This is a genomic window from Rhizobium chutanense (assembly GCF_002531935.1).
GTDB lineage: Bacteria > Pseudomonadota > Alphaproteobacteria > Rhizobiales > Rhizobiaceae > Rhizobium > Rhizobium chutanense.
Genome location: NZ_NWSV01000007.1, coordinates 212,070 through 234,037, shown reverse-complemented (window position 1 = coordinate 234,037; position 21,968 = coordinate 212,070). Strand labels below are relative to the sequence as shown.

Annotated in this window: 24 protein-coding genes, 1 tRNA gene and 1 riboswitch; of the genes, 11 read left to right on the top strand and 14 right to left on the bottom strand. The window is 61.8% G+C overall.

Annotated elements, in window-relative coordinates:
- Positions 1-82: 82 nt before the first annotated feature.
- From CO666_RS14360 to gcvT, 5 genes are all read right to left on the bottom strand, one after another.
- A complete protein-coding gene (locus CO666_RS14360) occupies positions 83-1,123 on the bottom strand; it encodes a glycoside hydrolase family 25 protein (RefSeq protein WP_097612765.1) in 1,041 nt (346 codons plus the stop codon).
- 211 nt (positions 1,124-1,334) lie between these two features.
- Positions 1,335-1,580 (bottom strand): DUF982 domain-containing protein, encoded by a 246-nt coding sequence (locus CO666_RS14355; RefSeq protein WP_164736371.1) that lies wholly within the window; start codon positions 1,578-1,580, stop codon positions 1,335-1,337.
- 132 nt (positions 1,581-1,712) lie between these two features.
- Complete coding sequence (gcvP, locus tag CO666_RS14350) at positions 1,713-4,577, bottom strand: aminomethyl-transferring glycine dehydrogenase (protein ID WP_097612763.1); 2,865 nt, start codon at positions 4,575-4,577, stop codon at positions 1,713-1,715.
- Positions 4,577-4,939, bottom strand: a complete 363-nt coding sequence (gene gcvH / locus CO666_RS14345; RefSeq protein WP_097612762.1) for a glycine cleavage system protein GcvH — start codon at positions 4,937-4,939, stop codon at positions 4,577-4,579. Before gcvH ends, gcvP begins: the two co-directional genes overlap by 1 nt.
- A gap of 23 nt (positions 4,940-4,962) precedes the next feature.
- Positions 4,963-6,099, bottom strand: coding sequence for a glycine cleavage system aminomethyltransferase GcvT (gcvT, locus tag CO666_RS14340; protein ID WP_097612761.1), 1,137 nt, complete (start codon positions 6,097-6,099; stop codon positions 4,963-4,965).
- Positions 6,100-6,256: 157 nt separating this feature from the next.
- Positions 6,257-6,349: riboswitch (glycine riboswitch) on the bottom strand.
- A gap of 158 nt (positions 6,350-6,507) precedes the next feature.
- Between gcvT and CO666_RS14335 the strand changes: the two genes are divergently transcribed.
- Together CO666_RS14335 and CO666_RS14330 are read left to right on the top strand one after the other, a co-directional pair.
- Positions 6,508-6,888, top strand: a complete 381-nt coding sequence (locus tag CO666_RS14335) for a hypothetical protein (protein WP_097612760.1) — start codon at positions 6,508-6,510, stop codon at positions 6,886-6,888.
- Between the two features lie 74 nt (positions 6,889-6,962).
- Positions 6,963-8,033: a copper chaperone PCu(A)C domain-containing protein gene (locus CO666_RS14330; protein WP_097612759.1), complete on the top strand. Its 1,071-nt coding sequence runs from the start codon at positions 6,963-6,965 to the stop codon at positions 8,031-8,033.
- A gap of 82 nt (positions 8,034-8,115) precedes the next feature.
- Here the strand turns inward: CO666_RS14330 and CO666_RS14325 are convergent, their stop codons facing one another.
- Positions 8,116-8,382: a hypothetical protein gene (locus CO666_RS14325; protein WP_010064965.1), complete on the bottom strand. Its 267-nt coding sequence runs from the start codon at positions 8,380-8,382 to the stop codon at positions 8,116-8,118.
- A 121-nt stretch (positions 8,383-8,503) separates the two neighbouring features.
- On the opposite strand from CO666_RS14325, the gene crcB reads away from it, so the two are divergent.
- The 7 genes from crcB (at position 8,504) to CO666_RS14290 (ending at position 14,044) form a co-directional block, all read left to right on the top strand.
- The gene (gene crcB, locus CO666_RS14320; RefSeq protein WP_097612758.1) at positions 8,504-8,881 is read left to right on the top strand and encodes a fluoride efflux transporter CrcB; all 378 of its coding nucleotides are present in this window, start codon (positions 8,504-8,506) and stop codon (positions 8,879-8,881) included.
- Between the two features lie 88 nt (positions 8,882-8,969).
- The gene (locus CO666_RS14315; RefSeq protein ID WP_097612757.1) at positions 8,970-9,962 is read left to right on the top strand and encodes an RluA family pseudouridine synthase; all 993 of its coding nucleotides are present in this window, start codon (positions 8,970-8,972) and stop codon (positions 9,960-9,962) included.
- Positions 9,959-10,612, top strand: a complete 654-nt coding sequence (locus CO666_RS14310) for an HAD-IA family hydrolase (RefSeq protein WP_097612756.1) — start codon at positions 9,959-9,961, stop codon at positions 10,610-10,612. The genes CO666_RS14315 and CO666_RS14310 overlap by 4 nt, the downstream gene beginning before the upstream one ends.
- A 9-nt stretch (positions 10,613-10,621) precedes the next feature.
- Positions 10,622-11,407, top strand: a complete 786-nt coding sequence (locus CO666_RS14305; protein WP_097612755.1) for an ATP12 family chaperone protein — start codon at positions 10,622-10,624, stop codon at positions 11,405-11,407.
- A gap of 66 nt (positions 11,408-11,473) precedes the next feature.
- Positions 11,474-11,932, top strand: a complete 459-nt coding sequence (locus tag CO666_RS14300) for a calponin homology domain-containing protein (protein ID WP_097612754.1) — start codon at positions 11,474-11,476, stop codon at positions 11,930-11,932.
- 50 nt (positions 11,933-11,982) lie between these two features.
- Positions 11,983-13,515, top strand: a complete 1,533-nt coding sequence (locus CO666_RS14295; RefSeq protein WP_097612753.1) for an acyl-CoA carboxylase subunit beta — start codon at positions 11,983-11,985, stop codon at positions 13,513-13,515.
- Positions 13,516-13,654: 139 nt separating this feature from the next.
- Complete coding sequence (locus CO666_RS14290) at positions 13,655-14,044, top strand: DoxX family protein (RefSeq protein WP_097612752.1); 390 nt, start codon at positions 13,655-13,657, stop codon at positions 14,042-14,044.
- A gap of 48 nt (positions 14,045-14,092) precedes the next feature.
- On the opposite strand, the gene sugE is transcribed toward CO666_RS14290, so the two are convergent.
- From sugE to CO666_RS14255, 7 genes are all read right to left on the bottom strand, one after another.
- The gene (sugE, locus tag CO666_RS14285; RefSeq protein ID WP_097612751.1) at positions 14,093-14,407 is read right to left on the bottom strand and encodes a quaternary ammonium compound efflux SMR transporter SugE; all 315 of its coding nucleotides are present in this window, start codon (positions 14,405-14,407) and stop codon (positions 14,093-14,095) included.
- A 143-nt stretch (positions 14,408-14,550) separates the two neighbouring features.
- Entirely contained in the window at positions 14,551-15,018 is a 468-nt protein-coding gene (locus CO666_RS14280; protein WP_097612750.1) for a YaiI/YqxD family protein, read from the bottom strand.
- Positions 15,019-15,028: 10 nt separating this feature from the next.
- Positions 15,029-15,502 carry a GNAT family N-acetyltransferase gene (locus tag CO666_RS14275; RefSeq protein WP_097612749.1) on the bottom strand — a complete coding sequence of 158 codons (474 nt, stop codon included), beginning with the start codon at positions 15,500-15,502 and terminating at the stop codon, positions 15,029-15,031.
- Between the two features lie 137 nt (positions 15,503-15,639).
- Positions 15,640-17,649 (bottom strand): acetyl-CoA carboxylase biotin carboxylase subunit, encoded by a 2,010-nt coding sequence (locus CO666_RS14270; RefSeq protein ID WP_097612748.1) that lies wholly within the window; start codon positions 17,647-17,649, stop codon positions 15,640-15,642.
- 95 nt (positions 17,650-17,744) lie between these two features.
- A complete protein-coding gene (locus CO666_RS14265) occupies positions 17,745-18,449 on the bottom strand; it encodes a hypothetical protein (RefSeq protein ID WP_097612747.1) in 705 nt (234 codons plus the stop codon).
- Between the two features lie 97 nt (positions 18,450-18,546).
- Positions 18,547-19,497 carry a DMT family transporter gene (locus tag CO666_RS14260; protein ID WP_179869685.1) on the bottom strand — a complete coding sequence of 317 codons (951 nt, stop codon included), beginning with the start codon at positions 19,495-19,497 and terminating at the stop codon, positions 18,547-18,549.
- A 97-nt stretch (positions 19,498-19,594) separates the two neighbouring features.
- Positions 19,595-19,679: transfer RNA gene (locus CO666_RS14255), tRNA-Leu, on the bottom strand.
- Positions 19,680-19,863: 184 nt separating this feature from the next.
- Between CO666_RS14255 and lipB the strand changes: the two genes are divergently transcribed.
- The gene (gene lipB, locus CO666_RS14250; RefSeq protein WP_097612745.1) at positions 19,864-20,583 is read left to right on the top strand and encodes a lipoyl(octanoyl) transferase LipB; all 720 of its coding nucleotides are present in this window, start codon (positions 19,864-19,866) and stop codon (positions 20,581-20,583) included.
- Positions 20,584-20,788: 205 nt separating this feature from the next.
- Positions 20,789-21,433, top strand: coding sequence for a methyltransferase family protein (locus CO666_RS14245; protein WP_097612744.1), 645 nt, complete (start codon positions 20,789-20,791; stop codon positions 21,431-21,433).
- A 116-nt stretch (positions 21,434-21,549) separates the two neighbouring features.
- Here CO666_RS14245 and CO666_RS14240 read toward each other — a convergent pair whose 3' ends face one another.
- Positions 21,550-21,915 carry a hypothetical protein gene (locus tag CO666_RS14240; RefSeq protein WP_097612743.1) on the bottom strand — a complete coding sequence of 122 codons (366 nt, stop codon included), beginning with the start codon at positions 21,913-21,915 and terminating at the stop codon, positions 21,550-21,552.
- Between the last annotated feature and the right edge of the window lie 53 nt (positions 21,916-21,968).

Below are 21,968 nucleotides of genomic sequence, written 5' to 3'. Positions count from 1 at the left end.
AGCCTTGCGTTAGCAAAGACTTATCGGACCGGGCACCGAGGGGGTGCATCTGTTCTGGATTGACACGGGAGAGGCGGCCTCGCTATCGCGCCGCCACCCAGTCGTGCCAGTCGCTTTCGTTGCCGTTGAACACGTTGAGATCGATCTTGCCGTCGACGCCGTCGGAAAGGCCGGAGCCGGAATATTGCCAGAACAGCCACTTGCGGCCTGGATAGACCTTGGAGGGGTGGGCGGCCACCGAGCGCAGCCAGAAGGGATAATCGAGCATTTGGCCCTTCAGATTGTCGCGGTAGAAGTCCGGCGCGGTGTAGATGATCGGGCGCTGGCCGTAATAGCGTTCCAGCTTGTCCATGAAGACCTGCATTTTTTCCCGGACGCGGGCGGGAGAAATGCGCCGCTTGCAGCTCGATTCGCCGTTCCATTCGACGTCGATGACGGGCGGAAGTGCGTTTGCCTCCCGCGGAACATTGCGGATGAACCAGTCGGCCTGCTCGCCGGCGGTCCGGCACCAGTAGAAGAAGTGATAGGCGCCGTGTTTCAGGCCGGCTTCCTTGGCCCGGCGCCAGTTCTTCTTGAACATCGGATCGAGGTGATCGCCGCCGTCCGTCGCCTTGATGTAGACGAAGTTCGCGCCCTGCTGCCGCAGCGTTTCCCAGTCGATCTCGCCCTGCCAGCGCGACACGTCGACGCCGTGCACGGCCAGCTTTCTGGGGGAGGTGGAGCCGAAGTTGATCGGCTTGGCGTCGCGGAAGCGGTGACCGTAAATTCGCGAGCGTGTCGGCGATTTCGTACCGACATCGGGATCGATCCCCGGATTGGCGGGCATGAGCATCGCCACCGGCCTTTCGGTCGGCATCGGCATACCGACCGGCCTGTCTGCGGGCACGAGCGCCTGCGGCTCCGGAACCTGCCCAGCCCAGCTCAAGGCCTGCTGCGGCGGGCTTGCCTGCGGCGCGGGATCACCCACGGCAGCAGCCGGTATCGGGCCGCTCGGCTGACTGATGGCATTGGTTGTCTCCCGCGACGGCACCGGGGTCAGCACATCTTCGGCGCCGGAGCTGGCGGCGCATCCCGAGAGAATCAGGGCGGCAAGGAGGATTGCTGGCACAGCCGATGGACGCATAAGAACCTGCACGCAAAACAAGGGATCGACGGTGATCCATGCTGATGGAAGCCACCTTTATGAATTGCTAACAGAGACTTGCTAAGAAAGGTTAAATTTGATCCTTGTGGGCCATTTCCCAAACTGGTGCCGCTGCCGAGGCATTGAAGCTGGTTGAGCGCCGTGAAGCGCCGTGTCTTCATCGTCCATTCCAGCGGCGGATTGCAGCCGGTCAGGCCTTGATGTCGAGGTCCGCTTCGACTGCGGCGGCGATGAATGCCTTGCGTGCATCCTCGCCGGTGCGCTTGCCTTTGATGACGTCGGCGCAGATCAGCAGCGCCTGGTCGAGTGCGGCGCCGTCCTCCGTCGGCCAGTCCTCGATCATCGCCCAGGAGGCGGCCTGGGTGTTGTCGATGGTCACGTATTGGCCGGGCTCTTCGAGGGCGATGAGCACAGGCTTCGACCAGGGCGCCTGCATTCTTGCTTCGCTTGGATCCTGGGGCATGAGATGACCTTCTTTCGTGCATTTCCATCAGAATTGGGAAAGCCCCTCCCATGATGGAAGGGGCTTGGATTGTCCAGCCTTTCGCGACTGCGTCAGGCTTGCGCGCTACTCGGCGGCCTCAGCATAGGCCTCGACCGGCGGGCAGGTGCAGATCAGGTTGCGGTCGCCGAAGACATTGTCGACGCGATTGACAGGCGACCAGTATTTGTCGACGCGGAAGGCGCCGGGCGGGAAGCAGGCCTGTTCTCGGCTATAGGGGCGATTCCATTCGCCGACGAGGTCTTCCACCGTATGCGGGGCGTTCTTCAGCGGATTGTTGGCCTTGTCCATGCGGCCATCCTCGATGGCGCGGGCTTCCTCGCGGATCGCCAGCATCGCCTCGCAGAAGCGGTCGAGTTCGGCCTTGGTCTCGCTTTCCGTCGGCTCGATCATCAGCGTGCCGGCAACCGGCCAGCTCATGGTCGGCGCGTGGAAACCGCAGTCGATCAGCCGCTTGGCGACATCGTCGACCGTGACGCCTGCGCTGTCGACCAGCGGGCGCGTGTCGATGATGCATTCATGCGCGACGCGACCGGTCTTCGATTTGTAGAGCACGTCATAGGCACCCTTCAGCCGCGTGGCGATATAGTTGGCATTGAGGATGGCCACCTTGGTCGCCTGCGTCAGCCCTTCGCCGCCCATCATCAAGCAATAGCTCCAGGAGATCGGCAGGATCGAGGCTGATCCGAAAGCTGCAGCCGAAACCGCGCCCGAGCGCCCGTCGGTTTCGGGATGGCCGGGCAGATAGGGTGCCAGGTGCGCCTTGACGCCGATCGGGCCCATGCCGGGGCCGCCACCGCCATGCGGGATGCAGAAGGTCTTGTGGAGGTTCAGATGCGAAACGTCGGAGCCGATGTCACCGGGACGGGACAGGCCGACCATGGCGTTCATATTGGCGCCGTCGAGGTAGACCTGGCCGCCATTGGCATGCACGAGATCGCAGATTTCCTTGACGGTTTCTTCGAACACGCCGTGCGTCGAGGGGTAGGTGATCATGCAGCAGGAGAGGTTTGCCGCATGTTCCTCAGCCTTGGCGCGGAAATCGTCGAGATCGATATCGCCGTTTTCACGCACCTTGACGACCACCACCTTCATGCCGACCATCTGGGCCGAGGCCGGGTTGGTGCCGTGCGCCGAGGTCGGGATGAGGCAGACGTCGCGATGGCCCTCGCCGTTGGCGATATGAAAGTTGCGGATCGTCAGGAGGCCGGCATATTCGCCTTGCGCCCCGGAATTGGGCTGCATCGAGAAGGCATCGTAGCCGGTGACGGCGCAGAGCTTTTCCGTCAGGTCGTCGATCATCTCGCGATAGCCGAGCGCCTGATCTGCCGGCACGAAGGGGTGGATGTCGGAAAATTCCGGCCAGGTGATCGGCAGCATTTCCGCCGTCGCATTCAGCTTCATCGTGCAGGAGCCGAGCGGGATCATCGAGCGGTCGAGCGCCAGATCGCGGTCGGAGAGCCGGCGGATGTAACGCGTCATCTCGCTTTCGGCGCGGTTCATGTGGAAGATCGGATGGGTGAGGTAATCGCTGGTCCTGAGCAGGTCCTTCGGCAGCCGGTAGGACGGCTCGAAATCGGCAATGGTGAAATTGCCGCCGAAAGCGCGCCAGACGGCTTCGAGCGTCGCAGGCCGCGTGCGCTCGTCGAGGCTCATGCCGATCCCGGTTTCGCCGACCTTGCGCAGATTGACGCCTTCGGCGACGGCGGCGCGCAGGATGAGACCCTGCATGTGGCCGACATCGACGGTGATCGTGTCGAAGAAACTGGCCGGCTCGACCTTGTAGCCGAGCTTTTCCAGGCCCTTGGCCATCAGCACGGCTTTCTGGTGCACCTGCTGGGCGATCGCCTTGATTCCGTCCGGACCGTGGAAGACCGCATACATCGAGGCCATGACGGCGAGCAGCACCTGGGCGGTGCAGATATTCGAGGTCGCCTTCTCGCGGCGGATATGCTGCTCGCGGGTCTGCAGCGACAGACGATAGGCGCGGTTGCCGCGGGCATCGACGGAGACGCCGACAAGGCGGCCGGGCATGGAGCGCTTGATGGCATCTTTGACAGCCATATAGGCCGCATGCGGGCCGCCGTAGCCGACCGGGACGCCGAAGCGCTGCGAGGAGCCAACGGCGATATCGGCGCCCATTTCGCCGGGCGATTTCAACAGCGTCAGCGCCAGGATATCGGCGGCGACGACTGCGATGGCGCCGGCCTGGTGCAGGCGGGAGATCAGGCCGGTGAAATCATGCACGTGACCATGCGTGCCGGGATACTGGAAGATCGCACCGAAGACATCGACGGGGTCGAGATCGGTGAAGGGATTGCCGACGATGACGCTCCAGCCGAGCGGCTCGGCGCGGGTGCGGATGAGGGCGATGGTCTGCGGGTGGCAGTCGGCATCGACGAAGAAGGCTTTTGCCTTCGACTTGGAGACGCGCTCGGCCATCGCCATGCCTTCGGCGGCGGCGGTCGCCTCGTCGAGCAGCGAGGCGTTGGCGACGTCGAGACCGGTCAAGTCACAGATCATCGTCTGGTAGTTCAGCAGCGCTTCCAGGCGACCCTGGCTGATCTCCGGCTGATAGGGCGTGTAGGCCGTGTACCAGGCGGGGTTTTCCAGGATGTTGCGCTGGATCACAGGCGGCGTGATCGTGCCGTAATAGCCCTGGCCGATCAGCGAGACCAGCACCTTGTTCTTGTTGGCGGTGTCGCGCAGCTTGTCGAGCGCCTCGCGCTCGGTCATCGGCGCGCCCCAGACGAGCGGCGCCTTCTGACGGATGGCGGGGGGCAGCGTCGCGTCGATCAGCCCGTCGAGGCTGTTATAGCCGATCACCTTCAGCATGTCGGTCATCTCGGCCGGCGAGGGGCCGATATGGCGTCGATTGGCGAAATCGTAGGGCTGGTAATCGGTGAACTGGAATTCGGTCGGCGTCGTCATTACGCGGTGAGCTCCTTATAGGCAGCCTCGTCGAGCAGGCCATCGGCGTCCGCGGCATTTGCAAGCTTCAGCTTGAAGAACCAGCCGGCGCCTTGAGGATCGGAATTGACCAGCGACGGATCTGCGACGATGGCCGGATTGACCTCGGTGATCTCGCCGTCGAGCGGACAATAGACGTCGGAAGCAGCCTTGACGGATTCAACGGTCGCGGCATTGGCGTTCTTGGAGAAGGTCGCGCCGACTTCCGGCAGTTCGACGAAAACCAGGTCGCCGAGCTGCTCGACGGCATAGGTGGTGATGCCGACCGTCGCAACGCCGCCTTCAATCTGCAGCCATTCGTGTTCTTCGGTGAATTTCAGCATTGTTCGTCCTCTCTGGAAAAGGTTTAGCGTTTGTAGGTCGGGGTAACGAAGGGAAGGGTGCTGACGGTGATCGGCAGATATTTGCCGCGCACCTCGGCGTAGACGAGCGTGCCGGCCGCAGCATGGGAGACCGGGACGTAGCCCATGGCGACCGGGCCTTCGACGCTGGGGCCGAAGCCGCCCGAGGTGACTTCGCCGATTTCGGCCTTGCCCTCGGCATCGGCATAGAGCTTGGCATGGCCGCGCACCGGCGCCTTGCCTTCCGGCTTCAGGCCGACCCGGCGGCGAGCAGCGCCGTTTTCGAGCTCAGAAAGGATGCGGCCGGAGCCCGGGAAACCGCCGGCGCGTGCGCCACCCGCGCGTCGTGCCTTCTGCATCGCCCATTCGAGTGCGGCCTCGACCGGCGAGGTGGTGGTGTCGATATCGTTGCCGTAGAGGCAGAGACCGGCTTCGAGGCGCAGCGAATCGCGGGCGCCGAGGCCGATCGCCTGGACATCGGGATGCTCGAGCAATCGCATGGTGACATCAACGGCCTTGTCCGACGGGATCGAGATTTCGAAGCCGTCCTCGCCGCTATAGCCGGAGCGCGAAACCAGACAGGAAACGTCGTGCAGCCGGCAGTGGCGCACATCCATGAATTTCATCGCCGCGACGTCGGCCCAGAGTTCGGCGAGCACCTCGACGGCACGCGGTCCCTGTAGCGCGATCAAAGCGCGGTCGAGAAGGGTGATGTCGCACCGGTCGCCGATATGGGCTTGCAGATGGGCGAGATCGGCTTCCTTGCAGGACGCGTTGACGACGACGAAAAGATGGTCGTCGAGATGGGTGATCATCAGGTCGTCGAGAATGCAGCCACTGTCGTCGGTGAAAAAGCCGTAGCGCTGGCGGCCTTCGGCAAGGCCCAATATATCGACGGGCACCAGACTTTCGAGCGCCAGTGCTGCGTCCTCGTAACTGCCCGATTTTGCCTTGATGATGACCTGGCCCATATGGGAGACATCGAAGAGGCCGGCTTCGGCACGGGTATGAAGATGCTCCTTCATCACGCCGGCGGGATATTGCACCGGCATGTCGTAACCTGCGAACGGCACCATGCGGGCGCCGAGCTGGAGATGCAGGTCATGCAGCGGGGTTTTCTTCAGGGCAGCAGTATCGTCCAAAAGACGCCTCCGGGGTTTGCGTCTTCTTCACGAAGGCGCGGGCTCAAATCTGAAGGCGCGGCTGCGCACTTCTCTCCTGAGCCCCCTCTGTCCCTTTGCCTGAGATTGTTATCCCTTCGGCGAGCGTTTCGAGAACGCTTCTCTCCAGAGTTCCGTCTGCCCCTTGCTGGTCCTTTTGCCTGAGAGTTTCCGGGGCGGTTGCTCCTTCGGCACCGGTGGCGAAAGCACCGGATTCTCCCAACAAGGTTGGCGCAATTATCCGGCGGCTGCGGTACTTGGCAAGCGCCAAATGTCGTCACCGAGCAAATTTTTGTCGTCTTATTCCAAGCAGGCCTTAAACTGCGGCAAATCTGGTTTTGCATTCGGGGGCGAAACCGGCTATCGCGGCTTTCTGTTGAAGGGGATCTCATGCGGCGAACCGAATTGAAAGCGACGCTCTTCTTACGCATGTTTTGCGCATTGAGCCTGCTTTTGCTTGGGTTTGCCCATCAGGCGCCGCAGGCTCTCGCTTCCGAGGGTTACGATGCAGCCGCCTATATGCTGCCGGACGGCACCTTTGCCTCGCTTTGCGTGACGATCAAGGATGACGGCGGCAAGACCGTCGGGTTCAAGCCGAATTGCGAAGCATGCCGGCTATCGGCTTCGGTCATCCTGCCGACGCCGGATGCGGGTTCCTGGCTTGAGCGCAAACTCGCCTCGCTTACCAATTCACCGATCGAAACCGCCGCAATTGCCGGCGCAAGCGCTGTCAGCCGGCCGAATTCCCGCGCGCCTCCCGTCCCAGTCTGATCTTCCTCCGCAATATCAAATGCAACATGCCGGTCCGCCTGAGAGAAGCGCCGCGGCCGGCGAGGAGATATCCGATGAAAACGATCAAGACCGAGACCATCAAGACCATGGGCCTTGCCGCCCTTCTTTCCGCCGCCACCGTTTCGGGTGCCGAGGCGCATGTCAGCTTCCTCGACAAGCAGGCGACACAGGAAAGCACCATTCTCGCCACGCTGCAGCTGCCGCACGGCTGCGACGGCAAGGCGACGACGGAAGTGCGGGTCAAGCTGCCGGAAGGCTTCGTCTTCGCCAAGCCGCAGCCGAAAGCCGGCTGGGAGCTCGAGGTCATCAAGGGCGATTACCAGAAGACCTACGACAATCACGGCGACAAGGTGAAAAAAGGCGCGATCGAAATCCGCTGGAAGAACGGCAATCTCTCCGACGATTTCTACGATACCTTTGTCATCCAGGGGAAGGTTTCCGGCGTCGAGGCAGGCACGTCGCTCGCCTTTCCGGTGACGCAGATGTGCGGCGATACGGTTCAGGCCTGGGATCAGGTGGCGCCGGAGGGAGGCGACGCGCATGGGCTCAAGAGCCCGGCGCCGCTGTTGAAGGTTGTCGCCGGGGAAGATCATGGCCACGATCACGACGACATGGCCGGCATGGACATGACCGGTAAAGCCGGCATGGATATGACCGGCAAAGCCGGCATGGATCTGAGCGGTATGCCGGGGATGCCGGGGATGCCGGGGATGCCGACGGCAGCGCCGGCCGGTGACACGGTCAAGGCCGGCGATCTCGAAATCGCCGGCGGTTTCGCCAAGGCGATGCTGCCCGGTCAGCCGGTCGGCGGCGGCTTTTTCTCAGTGAAGAACAATGGCAAGGCGGATGACCGCCTGATCTCGGTGACATCACCCGCAGCGGGCGAGGTTCAGATCCACGAAATGGTAACGAAGGACAATGTCATGCGGATGCGGCAGCTGAAGGACGGCATCGCGATTGCCGCCGGCGAGACGGTCAAGCTCGAGCCCGGCAACCTGCATCTGATGTTCCAGAAGGTGAAGACGCCGTTCAAGCAGGGCGATACGGTGCCGGTGACGCTGACCTTCGAAAAAGCCGGCAAAGTCGATGTGGTGCTGCAAGTGCTGTCAGCGCAGGGCAAGTGAACGACGCCGTCCTAAGACGAAGAGCCCGCAGGTGGTTGCGGTGTCGCAACCGGGCTTGCGGGCTTGCCGTTCAAGCGGTGCCTCAGACCTCTTCGTAAGATTGCAAGGCTTGCTTGAGGCCGGCCTGCGGCTGGCGATTGCCTTTGGCCATCAGGTCGAGCGCGACTTCCGTCGACTGGATGATGCTGGAGGGCTCCTCGGCCTGATCGGCGCTGTCGGCCTTCAATTGCCGATCGGCAATGCGGCGCGCATCGCGTGCGGCGGTGCTGGTCGCCACACGCTGAGGAATCCTCAGCGATTCGAAGGCAATGGCAGCAGTGTTGGCCGATACGGACAGGAGCTGGGTCATGCCGTCAGCGTATCGGCATGATCTTGGTGCCATCATAATAAAATCATTGGCATTTTATCGGATGGTAAGAATTCGTTCCATCCCGATTGGAATCTCGGCGGAGTTGCGATAAATCCGGCTGATGATCCAGGCTCTTCTCGTTGCCGTCGGCGGCGCTGTCGGTTCCCTTCTCAGATATTATGTCGGCCAGTGGTCGTTGCGGCTGATGGGCCCGGCCTTTCCCTGGGGCACCCTTGCCGTCAACGTCGTCGGCTGCTTCGTCATCGGTGTTTTCGCCGAGCTGATTGCGCGCAAATTCAACGCTTCGGTGGAACTGCGCCTGTTGCTGATCACCGGCTTCCTTGGCGGTTTCACCACCTTCTCGGCCTTCTCGCTGGATGCGATCTCGCTGTTCGAGCGCGGCGAGGCCGTGGCCGGCGGTGTCTATATCGCTGCCAGCGTCGGGCTTTCGATGGCGGCTGTTATTGCCGGGCTTGCCGTCATCCGCGCTTTTGCCTGATTCCGGTTTCCGTTTTGCGTGAAAATGCTCTAAAGGCTGCGGCAAGAACGCCGGCTCGGCCCGCGCTGCAATTTCCGAAAGATTTTTTATGGCTGGCATAGAACATATCAAGGTGGAACCCGACGAAGCCGGCATGCGGCTCGATCGCTGGTTCAAGGTGCATTTTCCAGGGCTCGGTTTCGGCCCGCTGCAGAAGCTGTTGCGCTCCGGCCAGGTGCGCGTCGACGGCGGACGGGTCAAATCGGATGCGCGCGTGCAGCCCGGGCAGACGGTGCGGGTGCCGCCGCTGGATGTCGATGCCAAGGTCAAATCCGGACCGATCGCCGGCAGGGATCTCAAGCATTCGTCCGATTTCGAACTATTGTCGCGCATGGTGCTGCATGAGGATGACAAGGTCATCGTGCTCAACAAGCCGCCGGGCATTGCCGTGCAGGGCGGCTCCGGCGTCGCCCGGCATATCGACCAGATGCTCGAAGCCTGGACCAGCCCGAAGGGCGAAAAGCCACGGCTCGTTCACCGCCTCGACCGCGACACGTCAGGTGTTCTCGTCATCGCCCGCACGCGCGGCGCCGCACAGAAGCTGACGGCGGCCTTCCGCGAGCGCGACACCAAGAAGACCTACTGGGCGCTGGTCAAGGGCGTGCCGCGCAAGCACGAGGACAAGATTTCGACCTGGCTCGTCAAGGAACCGACGGCCGATGGCGACCGCATGCGCATCGCCAAACACGGCGAGGACGGCGCCGACCATGCGATTTCCTTCTATCGCGTGGTGGAGACGGCGGCACAGAACCTCGCATGGCTGGAGATGGAGCCCTATACCGGCCGTACCCACCAGTTGCGCGTCCATGCCCTGCATATCGGCCATCCCATCATCGGCGATCCGAAATATTTCGACGATGATCCGAATTGGGATTTTCCGGGCGGCGTCCAGAAGAAGCTGCATCTGCACGCGCGTCACATCGACATCCCGCACCCCTCCGGTGGGCGGTTGCGCGTCAGCGCGCCGCTGCCGGCACATATGGTGCAGACCTGGAATCTTCTCGGCCTCGACCTTGCCGGCGCTGAAAGGGACGACGAATGAAACTTGCGCTTTTCGATTGCGACGGCACGCTGGTCGACAGCGCCGGCCTGATCCACGAAACCATGCGCCGCACCTTCGAGAAATTCGGCAAGCCGGAACCGCGATTCGAGGATACCAAGGCCATTATCGGCCTGTCCCTCGATATTGCGATCGCCCGCATGCAAGGCAGGCCGCATGTCGAGCAGGACGACATCGACATGACGGCGCACTACAAATCGCTGTTCTCGGTCGTCCGTCAGGATCTCGACTACCGGGAGCCGCTGTTTCCCGGCATTCGCGAGATGATCGACGCAATCAGCGGGCGCGAGGATCTCATGATCGGCGCGGTGACAGGCAAATCCAGGCGCGGGCTGAACCTCGTGATGGAGACGCACGGCTTCGACCGATCTTTCATCGTGGCGCGCACCGCCGACGACTGCCCGTCCAAGCCGCATCCGGCCATGGTGACGGAATGCTGTGACGAAACCGGCATGAATGCCGGCGACACCATTGTCATCGGCGATGCGGTTTACGATATGCAGATGGCAAAGGCTGCCGGCGCAAAAGCGATCGGTGTTGCCTGGGGTTATGCCAGCGTGGATGAGCTGATCGCCAACGGCGCCGATGCGATCGCCTACCATCCGAACGAGATATTGCGCCATTTTTCCTGAGGTGAGCCCATGCGCGATCTGCTGAACGATCTTTCCGAGGGCCTGAGCCATCCCGATCCCATCCGCCGGGCGCAGATCCAGATGAACAAGCCGCTGCCGAAGCGCTTCTATGCCGATGTCGCCGTTGCCGAGCACGAGGGCAGTTTTGCGGTTACGCTCGACGGCAAGACGGTACGCACGCCGGCACGGCAGGTTCTCGCCGTTCCCACGGAGGCGCTGGCGCGGCTTGTCGCCGCCGAATGGCAGGCGCAGGGCGAAGAGATCAATCCCATCACCATGCCGGTGACGCGGCTCGTCAATACGGCACTCGACGGCGTGACCGCCAATAAGCAGGCGATCCTCGAGGATATCCTGCGCTTTTCCTCCAGCGACCTCATCTGCTACCGCGCCGATGGGCCGGAACTGCTGGTCGCGCGCCAGACCGAGCGCTGGGATCCCGTGGTCGACTGGGCGGCGAACGATCTCGGCGCCCGCTTCATCCTCATCGAAGGCGTGATGCCTCAAGAGCAGCCGCGTGAGGCGACGGCCGCCTTCGCCGTCACGCTCGCCAGATTTGACAGCCCGATGGCGCTAGCAGCACTCCACACCGTCACCACGCTGACAGGTTCGGCGATCCTGGCACTCGCCTTCGCCTGCGGTCGGCTGACGATGGAGGAGGTCTGGTCGCTTGCCCATCTCGATGAAGACTGGACGATCGAGCATTGGGGCAATGACGAAGAGGCCGAGGAGCGCCGCGCCAAGCGCTTTGCCGAGTTCAAGGCGGCGACAGATGTTTTTTTCGCCCTAACCGCCTGAAACATATTGCTTTCCCGGACATTATGACGAAATCTGCGACTCCAATGGGGCGGGCAGGATTTTGTAATGAATTGGCTGAGGTCGTGTTTTTGCCGGGCCACACTCTTTTGTGTCGCGCTCACGGCCTGCGCCAGCCTCTCGGCCGAAAAACCAGAGGCACCGATGTACGACGTGCGCAGCGCCGTCGTCCTCTCCGGCCCGAACATGCCGGCCGAGTTGCTGTCCGGCATCAACGACCGCGTCAACGCCGCGATCAACGTCACCACCCGCAATACCGTGCTGCCGCGGGTGGTGCTGACGATCCGCGTGGTGTCCATCGAAAAAGGCCTCGGCTTCCAGAAGGACCGCAATGTCGCCAAGATCAGCATCGACGCTGCCTCGGTCGAGGACGGCTCGGTCATCGCCGTCAGCGCCTTCGACGTGACCAGCATCGCCGCCGACCCCAAGCTCGCCGACCAGATATTGGCCGAGGACGTTGCAGCAAGAATACGCTCGGTATTCTCGCTTAGCGGGCGCGGGCGCTAGCACAAAAATCTACTGCCGGATTGCCGCCTGTAGCGGCGAGGGAGACCCGCATGAAGGAAATTCTCGAGGAACTGGAACGGCGCCGCGGCATCGCCCGCCTCGGCGGCGGTGAAGCACGCATCGACGCCCAGCACAAGCGTGGCAAGCTGACGGCGCGCGAGCGCATCGACCTCTTCCTCGACGAAGGGTCCTTCGAGGAGTTCGACATGTTCGTCGAACATCGCTCCACCGATTTCGGTATGGACAAGAGCCGCATAGCCGGCGACGGCGTCGTCACCGGCTGGGGTACCGTCAACGGCCGCACGGTATTCGTCTTCGCCAAGGACTTCACCGTCTTCGGCGGCTCGCTCTCGGAAGCGCATGCCGAGAAGATCATGAAGGTGCAGGACATGGCGCTGAAGAACCGCGCGCCGATCGTCGGCATCTACGATGCCGGCGGCGCCCGCATCCAGGAAGGCGTGGCGGCGCTCGGCGGTTATGCGGAGGTGTTCCAGCGCAATGTGCTCGCCTCCGGCGTGATCCCGCAGATCTCGGTGATCATGGGCCCCTGCGCCGGCGGCGACGTCTATTCGCCTGCCATGACCGATTTCATCTTCATGGTGCGCGATAGCTCCTACATGTTCGTCACCGGCCCCGACGTGGTGAAGACGGTCACCAACGAAACCGTCACAGCCGAGGAACTTGGCGGTGCGACCGTGCATACGACGCGCTCCTCGATTGCCGACGGCGCCTATGACAATGATGTCGATACACTGCTGCAGGTCCGCCGGCTGATCGATTTCCTGCCGCAGTCGAACACGTCGCCGGTGCCTGAAATCGAATGTTACCAGTCGGTGACCGGCACCGACAATTCGCTCGATACGCTGGTGCCGGCCAGCGCCAACAAGCCTTACGACATCAAGGAATTGATCCGGAAGGTGGCGGATGAGGGGGATTTCTTCGAGATCCAGGCGAGCTTTGCCGGAAATATCGTCTGCGGCTTCGGCCGCATCGAAGGCTCCACCGTCGGTTTCGTCGCCAACCAGCCGATGGTGCTGGCCGGCGTGCTCGACAGCGACGCCTCGCGCAAGGCGGCGCGCTTCGTGCGCTTCTGCGACTGCTTCAACATTCCGATCGTCACCTTCGTCGATGTTCCCGGCTTCCTGCCGGGCACGGCGCAGGAATATGGCGGCCTCATCAAGCATGGCGCCAAGCTGCTCTTTGCCTATGCCGAGGCGACGGTGCCGAAGCTCACCGTCATCACCCGCAAGGCCTTCGGCGGCGCCTATGACGTAATGGCGTCGAAACATCTGCGCGGTGATTTGAACTATGCCTGGCCGACGGCGCAGATCGCCGTGATGGGCGCCAAGGGCGCAGTCGAGATCATCTTCCGCAAGGATATTGCCGATCCGGAAAAGATCGCCGCGCATACGAAAATGTACGAGGACCGGTTTCTTTCACCCTTCGTCGCCGCCGAGCGCGGTTATGTCGACGAGGTGATCATGCCGCATTCGACCCGCCGGCGGCTGGCGCGTGGGTTGAAGATGCTGCGCAACAAGGATCTCGCCAATCCCTGGAAGAAACACGACAACATTCCGCTCTGACATTTGCGGGCGAATAAAACCGCCTGCTCACGTGTTTAGCTGCTGTCGAAAAAGTGAACGGCTGTCAGCAATCCGTGTGTTCAATCCGTATCGATGACAGGCTAACGCTCGGCCGTATTGTTTTAAATGGAGAGGTTTAATGTCAAGTTTCGAGCGTCTTTCCGCCTATCGCCCCTATGGGTTGGCCGCTCTCAGAATCATCACCGCGCTGCTGTTCATCGAACACGGCACGATGAAGCTGTTCGCTTTCCCGGCTGCGCAGATGGACGGCCCGTTGCCGCCGCTGATGCTGTTTGCGGCTCTTCTTGAGCTTGTCGGCGGCATCCTCATTCTCGTCGGCCTGTTGACCCGCCCTGTCGCCTTCCTGCTTGCCGGCGAGATGGCGGTCGCCTATTTCATGGCGCATGCCCCGAAAAGCTTCTTCCCGGCCATGAACCAGGGCGATGCCGCGATCCTGTTCTGCTTCGTCTTCCTCTACCTGTTCTTCTCCGGTCCCGGCGCTTTATCGATCGATAACCGCAAGGCCTGAGCCGACATAGGCTGCGGGGCATTGCGATGCCCCGCAGCGTTTGCCTATTCAGGCGGTGAGCTTGAGACCGGCGATGCCGCCGACGATCAGCATGATGCAGGCAAGGCGGGAGACACTTGCCGCATCGCCTAGCAGCCAGATGCCAAGCAGCACGGTGCCGACCGTGCCTATGCCGGTCCAGACGGCATAGGCGGTGCCGATCGGCAGATGCTTCACGGCCAGGCCGAGCAGCACGATGCTGACCACCATCGATATGACGGTCAGCGCTGTTGGCAACGGCCGGGTGAAACCCTCGGTGTATTTAAGGCCGATTGCCCAGCCACATTCGAAAAGACCAGCGAGAAAAAGCAGAAACCAGGCCATGCGACTCTCCTTGTTCAAGAGCGAGGCCGTCCCCGCGACGGTTGCATCCAGAGGATGCCGCAGTCGTCTGCGTTAAGGTCTATATGCGTGAGGCAACGGCTCCGTTCAAGGCAGGAATTGGCATGGCTGCCATGCCACCCGTTTCATGCCTGCCTGCCGGCGTCTCCGGAAAGACTCTTGGCGCGGCGGCAGAGCCGATCGAAGGTTTCGAGGAAGCGTGAGCGGTCTTTCGGGCTGAAGGCGGCGTTGTAGCCCTTGCTCTCGCCGGTTTCACGCAAATGCGCGCCGAGATCGCGCATGGCGCTTGCCATACCGATATTGGTTTCGTCGAAGACGCGTCCCGTGGGGCCGCTGACGAAGGCGCCGGTCGCGACGCAGCGCACGGCGAGCGGTACGTCGGCGGTGACGACGACATCGCCGGCGCCGGCGCGCTCGGCGATCCAGTTGTCGGCGGCGTCGAAGGCGTTGGAGACGATGACGTTGTGGATCATCGGATCGCGGGAAGGGCGCAGTCCGGAATTGGCGACGAAGGTGACTTCGAGGCCGTGGCGTTCGGCAACCTTGAGAATTTCCGGCTTCACCGGGCAGGCATCGGCGTCGACATAGATCATGGCGATATCCTCATGCCGGCTGAGTCAGCGGCTGTCTGATCATATCGATATGGGGAATGCCGTCTTCCAGATATTCCTGCGACGTGCCGATAAAGCCAAAGGCTTCGTAGAAACGGCGAAGATGGGCCTGCGCCGACAAGGCGATCGGGTTGGCCGGATAAAGCCGCTCGCAGGCGGTGATCGCTTCGCGCATCAATGCATCGCCCAGGCGCTTTCCGCGATGGGCGGGCGAGACGACGACGCGGCCAATCTTTGACGGATCCCGTGCATTGTGGGGCTTCAGCAGCCGTACGGAGGCGAGCAGTTCGCCGCCATCCAGCAGCCTGAGATGCAGGGCATCGACGTCCTTACCGTCGAGTTCCGGATAGGGGCAATTCTGCTCGACGACGAAGACGTCGACGCGCATTCTCAGGAGGTCGTAGAGTTCGCGCGCGGAGAATTCGTCGAAACCCTTGAGGTCAGTCGTGTAAGTCGTTGGAGCCATCGATAGAACCATGCTGCGGATACCCTCGCCGGAGCACAGGGGCCGAGGCTGTTCGTATATGGACGACGCAATCGCTGACTTCAAGCGAGGAATAGCAGGTCTGACCCGCGACTTTACCTCGGGCGAATTCTTTCGCCTCAGGCGAATTCCATGATCACGGCATCGACGGCCAGGCTTTCGCCGGCCGCGGCGTTGATCTTCGAAACGACGAGATCGCGATCGGCGCGCAGCACGTTTTCCATCTTCATCGCCTCGACGACCGCCAGCGTCTCACCGGCCTTGACCTCCTGGCCCTCGACAACCGCGATGGCAACGACCAGGCCGGGCATCGGGCAGAGCAGGAGCTTGGACGTATCGGGCGGCAGCTTGACCGGCATCAGCCTGTCGAGTTCGGCATGACGCGGCGAAAAGACCTTGGCGGTTACCGAAAGTCCCTGCCAGTCGATGCGCAAGCCGTTCAGGACGGGACGGATCTGCGCGGTGATGTCGCGACCGCCGACCTTGCCGCTCCAGACCGGATCGCCAGGTCTCCAATCGGTGACAACGCTCCGGCTCTCGCCCTCGATCGCCATGTCCATATCGAAGGGAATGGTGACGAGGCCGTCGAGCAATCTGATGGCGACGTAGTTTTCACCTGTCTTGATCACCCAATCTTCGCGCAGCGCACCCGATGCGGCGCGCAAGCGATCGGCGAAACGTTCGCGGCGGTTCGTCTCGATCAGCGATGCGGAGAGCGCAATGGCGGCAAGCACGGCCTCTTCCGACGGCTCCGGTTTCATCGGCGCGAAACCGTCAGGATATTCCTCGGTGATGAAGCCGGTGGAAAGCCGGCCCTCGCGCCAGCGCGGATGTTTCATCAGCGCCGCGAGGAACGGAACATTGTGCTCGATGCCATCGACGACGAAGCCGTCGAGCGCCCGGCCCATGGCCTCGATCGCTTCGAGCCGGGTCGGCGCCCAGGTGCAGAGCTTGGCGATCATCGGATCGTAGTACATCGAGATCTCGGCGCCCTCGAAGACGCCGGTATCGTTGCGGATGACGACGTTGCCGGTCCGGCCCTCGGCCGGCGGGCGATAGCGCGTCAGGCGGCCGATCGACGGCAGAAAGTTGCGGTAAGGGTCTTCGGCATAGAGCCGGCTTTCGATCGCCCAGCCGTCGAGCTTGATCTCTTCCTGGGTGAAGGGAAGGGCTTCGCCTGCGGCCACGCGAATCATCTGCTCGACGAGGTCGATGCCGGTGACGAGTTCGGTCACGGGATGCTCGACCTGCAGGCGGGTGTTCATTTCGAGGAAATAGAAATTGCGGTCGCGGTCGACGATGAATTCGACGGTGCCGGCGCTTTGGTAATCGACGGCTTTCGCCAATGCCACCGATTGCTCGCCCATCGCCTTGCGGGTTTCTTCGTCGAGAAAAGGCGAGGGCGCCTCTTCGGCGACCTTCTGGTTGCGCCGCTGGATTGAGCATTCGCGCTCGCCGAGATAGACGACGTTGCCGTGCGCATCGGCGAGCACCTGGATCTCGATATGGCGCGGCTCGACGACGAACTTCTCGATGAAGACCCGGTCGTCGCCGAAAGAACTTTTCGCTTCCGAGCGGGCGCGCTCGAAGCCATCACGCACTTCCGCCTCATTCCAGGCAATGCGCATGCCCTTGCCGCCGCCGCCGGCCGATGCCTTGATCATGACGGGATAACCGATGCCGCCCGATATCACTTCCGCATGGGCCGCATCCTCGATGACGCCGAGATGGCCGGGCACCGTGGACACGCCGGCGGCATTGGCGAATTTCTTCGATTCAATCTTGTCGCCCATCGCCATGATGGCCTTCGGCTTGGGACCGATGAAGACGATGCCCTGCTTTTCCAGTTCAGCGCAGAAGGCGGCGCGTTCGGACAGGAAGCCATAACCGGGATGCACAGCCTCGGCGCCGGTCGCTTTGCAGGCGGCGATGATCTTTTCGGCAACCAGATAGCTCTCGGAGGCTGCGGCCGGGCCGATATGCACGGCCTCGTCGGCCATTTCGACATGCAGTGCATCCCGATCCGCATCCGAATAGACCGCAACGGTCAGAATGCCCATGCGGCGCGCGGTCTTGATCACGCGACAGGCGATTTCGCCGCGATTCGCGATCAGGATTTTCTTGAACATCGAGACTCCACCCAGAAATGCGTTCCGGAGTTTTACGCACAAAACACCGGAACGCACAATCAGGCTTGAAGAGCATCAGGCAGGCTTGAGGAGCGTCAGGCGACAGCTGCTTCGCAGACGGGTTCCTCGTCGACGATGCGCAGCCAGCGGCTGCGCCGCGGCTCGGCATAGTCACGCAGCTCGACGGCGGCCATGATTCCCGTCCAGCGGGGATGATTGGCGCCGGGCAGCGTCGCCTGCTCGATCTGCTTAAGCACGCCGTATTCGGCCGAGGAAACGGGGATGACGCCGCTTTCGGCGACGCTTCTGAAGATGCGCATCGCAAAATCGACGTCCTGACGGGTAATGCCCCGGCGATCGACGGCACGCGAGAGCTTGTAGCCACCGATATTGTCGGTGATCGCCAGGCGGAGCTGATCGAGCGCGAGCGCCCTCAATTCACCCGGGACGTCGGCCGAAATCTCCATGATGTGGAGAATGAGCTCGAGTTCCAGCGCCGAGTTGACGACGCCGTCGGTCGTGAACATGCGCATGATCCAGGCGACGTTGATTTCATCAAGCGAGCCCTGCGGATAGGTATAATGAACAATGAAACCGGCGAGCTGCTCCACGAAGAAAGTGTTCCAGGCGGCACATTTTTCAGGGCAGGAATTATTGAGCGCTAACATCGCCACGACATCGTCGGATGTCCGGATGCCTTCCGGGAAAGCATGTTTGCGCAACAGTACTATATCTTCGGCCGTCAGCCGATGCTTGCCGGCCACGACACAGGCCGGAAAAGCGAGACGAAATTCGCTCATGTTTTAGCTCCAGGCTTCATCATGAAGCCGGAGACAGTTTTATCGCCTGCGAATTGACGATCCCTCAAGAAGAGAAGTTAATCCGACATTCCCGGGGTCAGGAAGATTTTAACGATTGCGCCTGCAGCCGCTCGCGCCAGATGATGAAGAGCCCGGATGCGACGATGATGAAGATGCCGATCCATTTGGAGACGCTCGGGAAATCATTGAACAGCGCATAGCCGAGCACCGTCGCCGAGATGATCTCGAAGTACTGGAACGGCGCAAGCAGCGACAGCGGCGCGAGCCGGAAAGCCCGCACCACCAGCATATGCGCATATCCCGAGATCAGGCCGAGGGCGAGGAGCAGCGCAAGAGCGAGACCGGAGGAGGGCAGAGAGACGGCGAAATCGGCATTGCCGGAACCATTGCCGACGAAAAGGGCGGCGGCCATGAAGACCGTTCCGCCGATGCCGGCCATGGTCTGCATCGTCAGCGGCGAATCGGCCTCGCCGATGGCACGGTTGAGGAACAGATAAAGCGAGAACAGAAAGGCGCAGGCGACCGGCAGCAGCGCCTTCAGGCCGAAAATCTCGTAACTCGGCTGAATGACGATCATCGCGCCGCCGAAACCGACCACGATCGCTACCCAGCGGCGCCAGCCGACCCTCTCCCCGAGGAACAACGCCGACAGGGCGGCCAGCATGAAAGGCTCGACGAAATAGATGGCGAAGACATCGGCAAGCGGCATGTATTTGACGGCGACGAAGAAAAGCAGGCTCGCACCACCGTGCAGCACGCCGCGCAGCAAGTTCATCCATGGCCGTCTGGCCGAAAGCGCCTTCAACCCGAAAAGGGCGAAGAGAATCGGCAGGGTACAGGCGATCTGGAAAAAGAATCGGTAAAAGGTCACCTGACCCGGCGACATCGCCTCGAAGGTCGCCATGTACTTGGCGATGGCATCCATGGTCGGCAGGATCAGCATGGCGCCGGACATGATTGCCATGCCCTGCAGGGAATTTTGATGGGGATCTGACATGATGGCCGATTCTTGCGGGAATGACGCCATCAACCATGAGAAGGCCGAGCGATCAAGTCGAGGCGCCGTAGATAATTTCGAGGTAAAATCGAAATCGCCGCTTAGAAAGCGCTTCCCTGAAGGGAGATGGTGCGGTCGAGAAGACTCGAACTTCCACGGGTTGCCCCACAGCGACCTCAACGCTGCGCGTCTACCAATTCCGCCACGACCGCATCGTGGTAGGTGCCGATTTGCGTCGGCGGGGCAGCATGTAGCAAAAGGATTTGGGGTGCACAAGGGCGGTATGACAGTTTTTTTAAAAAGCGGTCATCGCATTTGAATTGCCCCCGAAACGGGTCCATATAGCTGTCCTGCCGCCCCCTAATTTCGCAGGCATTTCGGGGAGGGCGGCAAGGAATGGCCATGCTTCGCACCGATCTCGAATTCTCCATGCTTCCCCAAGCCGGCACCCGGCCGGTGCGCTGGCGCATCGCCGACGGCCTCGTTGCCTACGAGGAGGCCGTAGAGACGATGGAGCGCGAGGTGGCGTTGATATCGGATGGCGGCGATGAGCTCGTCTGGCTCGTCGAACATCCGCCGCTCTATACTGCCGGCACCAGCGCCAATGCGAGCGATCTCGTCCAGCCGGACCGTTTTCCGGTCTTTGCGACGGGGCGCGGCGGTGAATACACCTATCATGGGCCCGGCCAGCGCGTCGCCTATGTGATGCTCGACCTGAAGCGCAGACGCCAGGATGTACGCGCCTTCGTCGCTGCCCTCGAGGATGTCGTCATCCGCACGCTCGACATGATGAATGTGCGCGGCGAACGACGTGAAGACCGCGTCGGCGTCTGGGTGCGCCGGCCGGAAAAACCGTTGCTTGCCGATGGAACGATGGCCGAGGACAAGATCGCCGCCCTCGGCATAAGGCTGCGGAAATGGGTGACCTTCCACGGACTGTCGCTCAACGTCGATCCGAATCTCGATCATTTCGGCGGCATCGTGCCTTGCGGGATATCGGCCTATGGCGTGACCAGCCTGGTCGATCTCGGTCTGCCCGTGATGATGGCGGATGTCGATATGCGGCTACGCACCGCCTTCGAGGCGGTTTTCGGCGAAACGACCGGCGAAATCTGATTGTTCAGGACGGCGACCGGTCTCCGGCAATCTGCGTCATGGCGTTGATATTGCTTGCAGAAACCCCTGCGTTGGCCGTCATTGTTTCATTCTGCTGTGAGATCGGCCCGCGAATCGCCGCCGGTCGGCTCAGGCCTTAACCCATAATTAGCGATCGCGCGCATATAGGATAGCATAGCCTTATGATGCGGAAGATTTGTGAACGATGAAGAAAAAGACAGCGGCAAGCTTGTCGTTCTTGGATGTGTATTTCGTTCTCGACATCGTTGAAAAAGTGGTCATCGGCTATCTTTTCGTTGCGATTGTCCTGCGGATCCTGTCGCAGATGCAGGACGATCGAGCGATCATCGACGGCCTGCTGATCGTGTCGGAGGGAGCTGCCGCCTTTCTTATCCTGACGCGGCGGCCGACGAAAAATGCGTCGCTTCGGCCGTTCGACCTGATGGTCACCGCCGTCGGCACGCTCTTCCCGCTGCTTGTCGTTCCTGCCGCAACGCAACCGCTTGCACCGCTCGCGTTCTGCGGGATGTTGATGGTACTCGGTTTCGTCCTGCAGATATCGGCAAAGCTGTCACTGCGGCGAAGCTTCGGCTTGGCGCCGGCCAATCGCGGGATCAAGATCGGCGGGCCCTACAAGTTTGTCCGCCATCCGATGTACGCCGGCTATCTGATGACACATATCGCCTTCTTCCTGGTGCACCCGAGCCTTTGGAATTTCACCATCTATGCGACAGCGCTGGCCGCACAATGTTTCCGCATCCTTGCGGAGGAGCGTCTGCTCAGTCAGGATCCTGCTTACACGGCCTTCATGGCCACAACCCGCTACCGGCTGGTTCCATTCGTGTTCTGAAGCGCCTTGTTTTGCACACGCCGGAACCGTTGTAGACCTTCGGGCGACGCGCACTCAGACGACAGAGAGCAGATAGAAAAGAGAAGGGCCGGTTTCCGGCCCTTTCTTTTGTTGGATCAATGCGTCGCGCGGCAAGCTTCCGTGCGCGAGGCGCCGCTGTCGGCACCCTTGGTGTGGGAGCCCTTCGGGCCGATCATGCTGTGGCATGGAGGCAGGGGGGCGATGCTCGCCGTTGCGGTCTTGTCGACGGCAGGGGCGGCCATGGCGCTCGGTGCGAAGCCGTCGCTGTCATTGGTATAGTCGCTGGAATAGGCCGGGGCCTTGCGGTTGCTGTAATGGACCGGGGCGGGCTTCGACGTGGGGCTGGGTGCGAAGCCGTCGCTGTCGTTGGTATAGTCATCGGAATAGCCCGGCTGCGCGAAGGCAGCACCTGCAAGGCTGACGGCGAACAGGGATGCGGCGAGAGCAAATTTGATGCGCATGGGTTTTCTCCTCAATCTACTGTTGAATTTCACAACATAAACTAACCCTCGGC